The following is a 5,149-nucleotide window of genomic DNA, read 5'->3' as shown; positions in this document are numbered from 1 at the left end:
CCTTAAGACGAGTCAGAATGACTCGTCTTTTTTGTATGCTTTCATACCTCTGTTAATTGCCTGCTTAACTCCTTCTAAATAGGCGAATCCATGCCTTTTATCTGGTTCTAAGTAAGTACCTTCTGCCCATTCATTCCACGCATTAATAAATAAAAACTCGCTGTTGTAAAGAGAATAGGTACGCTGGATTTGTTTGCTTAAATATATCGTGAACTTCCTAGGGGTAGAACCTAGGAAGATGCTGCTATTTAAGTCTTTGCGGCGTGCTGTATTGTCCCAGTCAACAAAGGCACCAGGAAATGTTTTTTTCTCTGGAGGAGATCGCTTTAGTATATACATCCACACTTTATCATAATCCCAAGCGTTTATTTGTTTACCAGACTCATATATTGCCTTATTTATGTCTGAAGAGCTATCATGGGCAATTGTATAAAAAGGCTCGAATTGAATGCTAGCATCAAATCCATTTATATTAGGAAGTGGAAGCTGTTTAATGTTTCTGCAAAGTATATACCTTTCAAACCATTTTCTTGTGCGAGTGTATTCCAATAATGAAGCATTTGTTCACAATCAGGAATATGCCCGGGACGATAAATAATGAATAGTGGTTTATCATCTATACGGATATATCTCTCATCTTGGAAAGCTTGTAATAAATACTCAAAGTGTTCTTTCCAATCCGATAACTCTCCATAATTTTGAGGCTTTAATATGTGACTATCAAGACCATCCCAAGTTTTTGTCCACGGTTCATTTGCCCAAGAAAGGCAAAATGGAAAATCTGGTTCCTTCATTTTAAATACCTCATTAAAGGGTGTCTCCAATAGTCTTTTTCCTTTAAACCAGTTATGAGTGTTTTTGCGGTCATCTTAAATAAGGTATCGATTCTAAAAGGAAAATATAAAATAAAGATAATGAAAATTTATAAGGGGCATACAATTATAAGAGAATGAATAATAGAGGTGACCAATTTCGTTTATTTGTATTTCTAGGTGTGATAAGCAAAAATCTTATTACTAGAGAGGATATTATGAGGAAGAATAATTATTTAATAGTAGGTGGAAATAGTTTCATTGGTATTAACCTCGCATTAGGTTTATTGAAACAAGATCAAAATGTAAAAGTATTTTCCAGACATATAAATAATTTCCCTCAAAATATTATAAGTGATGTTGAATTTATTAAAGGTGATTTAGCGAATGTTGAAGATATATATAAAGCTTTAGTGGATGTGGATATTATTATTTATTTAGCTGCAACGTCTAATGTAGCAACTTCAATTGAAGATATTTTTGGAGATATGAACAGTAGCTTTTTTTTTCTTAATTTCATGGAAAGCGTTAAAAACTTTCCTATTAGAAGAATTGTATTAGCATCTTCTGGGGGCACCGTGTATGGTGAACCTGAATATTTACCTATTGATGAGAAACATCCATTAAAACCACTTTCTCCTTACGGAATAACAAAAGTGTCGCTTGAAAATTACTTGTACTTTTATAAGAAAAAATACGGAATTGACTATGTTGTATGTAGATATTCTAATCCATATGGAAAATATCAAAATCCTTTAAAGAAAGTTGGGGCAATAAACTGTTTTTTGTATCAGCATCTCAGTAATGAAAAGATTAATATATATGGGAATCCACAAGAGATTATTCGAGATTATATTTATATCGATGATTTAGTTGAAATCACTATACAACTATCACACTTAAATCGTTTGAAATCTTGTGTGTATAACATAGGGAGCGGCAAGGGTCTCTCTTTAAAACGAATTATAGTAGAATTGGAGAAATTAACGGAAAGAAGAGTGGACTTTACCTGCTATAAACAAAGGCAAGAAAATGTTCAACAAATCATTTTAAATATAGATAGAGTAAGACGAGAATGTAATTGGGAACCGAAAATAGATTTCAAAAGTGGAATTAGATTAAATAAGCTATGGATTGAAGAGTTCTTATATAGTAAAAAATAATAAGCCATGCCTACTTTTGTATAAGTAGAGCGTGGTTTATTATTTTATTTCTTTTTTTATTACCCAAAGGTCTTGATGTTCCCACCAAAAACCTTCAGTGTATTTTTTGATAACAGGGTTATAGGGTAATAATTTAATTTTGTCACATACGTAAGAGGGACTAACGATCATTTGCCCGTATTGATGAACATCCAAATCCAATTGTTCACTAGAAGGGAGAAACCAATAACCCTGTTTATTTAAATCTGGAAAGCTGAAGTACTTTTTACTTTGATAACCATGAGTTGTGAAAATGAGTAAGCCTTCAGGAGAAACAGCATTATACAATGTTTGAAGCCAACGAAACCAAGTTGTATTAGGCATATGAGAAAAAAATGATAGACAAAAGACGATATCATACGTAGACGAGGTCAAATTTACTTGTTCAGGTTCAGGGTGAGATAAGATAGAGGAAGTATTTAATGTACGTTCAATAAAAGTAATAGCCTCTTCATGTATATCGCAGGTAGTTATACTTAAGTTCGTTTGTAGGTTTAATAAATGACGTGTTACGCAGCCGTATCCGGATGCGAATTCTAATAATTTTATTGGAGTGTCTATAGGGGGATGGAAGGAAGTAATTAAATCTAAGAGTGTTTCTGCAGATTTTCTCCCATCTTGAAAATAATAATCTATCGCTTCTTTTTTAGATGGGAAGACTGGATTAGTGACAAGGAATTGAAAGATATGATCCTCTGGATGGATACTTGCATTTACATTGTAGTTGTGTGCAATTCGAGAAATCAAATCTTTATTTGCCTCTATAAATTCTTTCAATGAGTAACCCCCCTTAAATGATAGTAACGTCTTACAAGAGATACTGATGGCGAAGAAAATATATCATTCAATCTTCAAATATGCTTTAAGATACTTTCTATATGTGTACATTTTTTTTTTGAAATGTCGTCGATAGTAAAGGTTTCTTTAATGAAATTCTGCATTTGTACAACTTCACTGTAATGGGAATATGAATCTTCTGTTCTCGTTACGCTATTTGTATGTCGTCTATGATAGTTTAGCGGTTTTAGATTGAAATAAATGTTCCCCTCTTTAAGAATAGAAACATAGAAAAACCAATCACCAGCTACTTTAAACTTTTCTAATTGTTTTTCTGTTGTTTTTATATCTATGTTTTTAAAAACTACACTTGAGACATTAGGTATGGTGTTTTTGATAAGTAATGTATCTTGTATTTCATCTATTCCTTTTCGGAAATAAGAACTTTTCCATTTTTCTTTATCAATATCATTTGTGTAATCTAAATAATGATTGGCCAGGATATTTCCTTGCTCATCTATTTGTTGTGATTGTGTGTAGCTTAAGGTAACATCACCATTTATATGAAACCCTTGTATTACTTCTTCTAAAAATGTCTGATCACATAAGTCATCGGCCTCTGCAATCCAAATATAATCACTGGTTGCTGCAGAGACGCCTTTTATCCATTGTTTAAATACAGAACCAGAGTTTTTATCATTAATAATCTGCTGAACTTTTAAGTGGGGCTTATTTTCGTTTGAGAGCAGCTGTTTAAATATAGATACGCTATTGTCAGTAGAGGCATCGTCTAGGAAAATTAGTTCGTAAAGGGGATAGATTTGGTTTAATATGGATTTAACTCGGTCAGGTAAGTATTTTTCGTAATTATAGTTCGATATGATTACGCTTATTTTTTTGTAATTATGTTCAAGCAGGTTTAATAATTGATAAATATAATGAAGAAAGTTGAAATCTTTTTCAATAAGCTCTTGGCCAAAGCGCCCTTTTTGTAATCGTAAGTCTTCATCTCCAATAAATTCATATATTCTTTCCAGCAACTGCGGTAAATTTAAAAAGTCTACTAAGGCGCCAGTTTGTTCCGTAACAACATCTTCAAAACCTCCAGCATTTTTAAACTCTATAACAGGGACTTTTGTATCTAATGCTTCTAAAACAACGTTTGGAAAAGGATCTTCTCTTGAAGTTAATAAATACAAATCAGCCCCGGCGTTATATAAACCGATATCTGGAGTAGGCTCAACTAATGTGAAATGTGCTGTATACCTTGGGGATAGCGTGTTAAAGAAATGAACATCTGTTCTCCCGCCCCAGATAAAATGAATATTCGTATGAACCTTTCTTACTGAGTAAGCAATAAGTGAGAATAAATCTATCCCTTTCCGATGATCAGCAAAACCTACCCCAAAAATGATGTTGCTATCTAGAGGCAGGTTGTGTTTTTTTCGTAATTCGTTTCTCGCTTTTGCAATATTGTTCTTATAAGGATTGTGGTTAAACAAACCTTGAGGGGGGATGTGGCATTTTTGATGATCTAATTGGGTGATTGTACGGAATTTTTCATACACGTACTGTGAAGGGAAGACAATTTTGTAAGCAAACTCGGCAATGTTTCTCGCTTTTCCCTCGGCAGAGTACTGTTGTATTAAATGCGGCAATTCATGTATTAATGAAATAACTTTTATATTGTGTTTAGCTAGTAATGCAACTATATCACCACTTATGACGGTACTACATATGGCGATGGTATAGTCTTGTGATAGTAACTTCTTTATTAATAATTCGACCTTTTTTCCGTTGGGTAGTCTTCCTCTAGGCAATAAACAGGACCATACTTTTGAAAATCGTGGATTAAAATGCCCGTTCCAATAGAAATAATTGCGACGGAGTAATGAAAGTTTTCTTTAAGAGCTTTAATAGTATGTAAAGAAAGAAGTGGTGCTCCGTGGAAATGGGCATCATGGGATACATAAATGATCTTCTTATTAACATGCATTTCATAACGCCTCCTAAGTTAATTAGATTTTTAGTAAATGCATGGTGTATTTATAATTCCTAGAGAGAAGTGGTAGGAGATAATTGTGAATGCAGCTGGAATGTACTCGAAATAAAAAGTGCTACCTTTAATATATATTTGTTTGGCTTGCTATTCATTCTTTAGAAAGGTGTAAGTAAGAAAGTATAAACTGTCGATTATGAAAGTGATTGCATCAGTTTATTAATCTCTAGGAACGGAGTATAAATGAAGAAGGTTCAATACCCTTTAGAATTTATAAAATAAAAAGGATAAAAGGTATTGACGATTAGGATATAGGGGTGTAATATAGAACAAGTCGCCGATGCAATAACGCAGAACGC

2 protein-coding genes and 2 pseudogenes are annotated in these 5,149 nt (G+C 33.1%); 1 reads left to right on the top strand and 3 read right to left on the bottom strand.

Annotated features, from left to right (window positions below; all coding sequences use genetic code 11):
- Positions 1-12: 12 nt before the first annotated feature.
- Positions 13-851 (bottom strand): annotated as a pseudogene (locus MKX31_RS29065) (glycosyltransferase WbsX family protein); the annotation flags it as partial.
- A 179-nt stretch (positions 852-1,030) separates the two neighbouring features.
- On the opposite strand from MKX31_RS29065, the gene MKX31_RS29060 reads away from it, so the two are divergent.
- Positions 1,031-1,975, top strand: a complete 945-nt coding sequence (locus tag MKX31_RS29060) for an NAD-dependent epimerase/dehydratase family protein (RefSeq protein WP_064475992.1) — start codon at positions 1,031-1,033, stop codon at positions 1,973-1,975.
- A 39-nt stretch (positions 1,976-2,014) separates the two neighbouring features.
- Here MKX31_RS29060 and MKX31_RS29055 read toward each other — a convergent pair whose 3' ends face one another.
- Positions 2,015-2,791 (bottom strand): class I SAM-dependent methyltransferase, encoded by a 777-nt coding sequence (locus tag MKX31_RS29055; protein ID WP_064475993.1) that lies wholly within the window; start codon positions 2,789-2,791, stop codon positions 2,015-2,017.
- Between the two features lie 63 nt (positions 2,792-2,854).
- Positions 2,855-4,787, bottom strand: a pseudogene (locus MKX31_RS29050) (glycosyltransferase).
- Between the last annotated feature and the right edge of the window lie 362 nt (positions 4,788-5,149).

Origin of the sequence: Bacillus sp. FSL M8-0063 (genome assembly GCF_038005545.1) — a bacterium.
Taxonomy (GTDB): domain Bacteria; phylum Bacillota; class Bacilli; order Bacillales; family Bacillaceae_G; genus Bacillus_A; species Bacillus_A wiedmannii.
The sequence above is the reverse complement of the archived record's forward strand: the minus strand, read 5'-3'. Positions and strand labels throughout refer to the sequence as shown.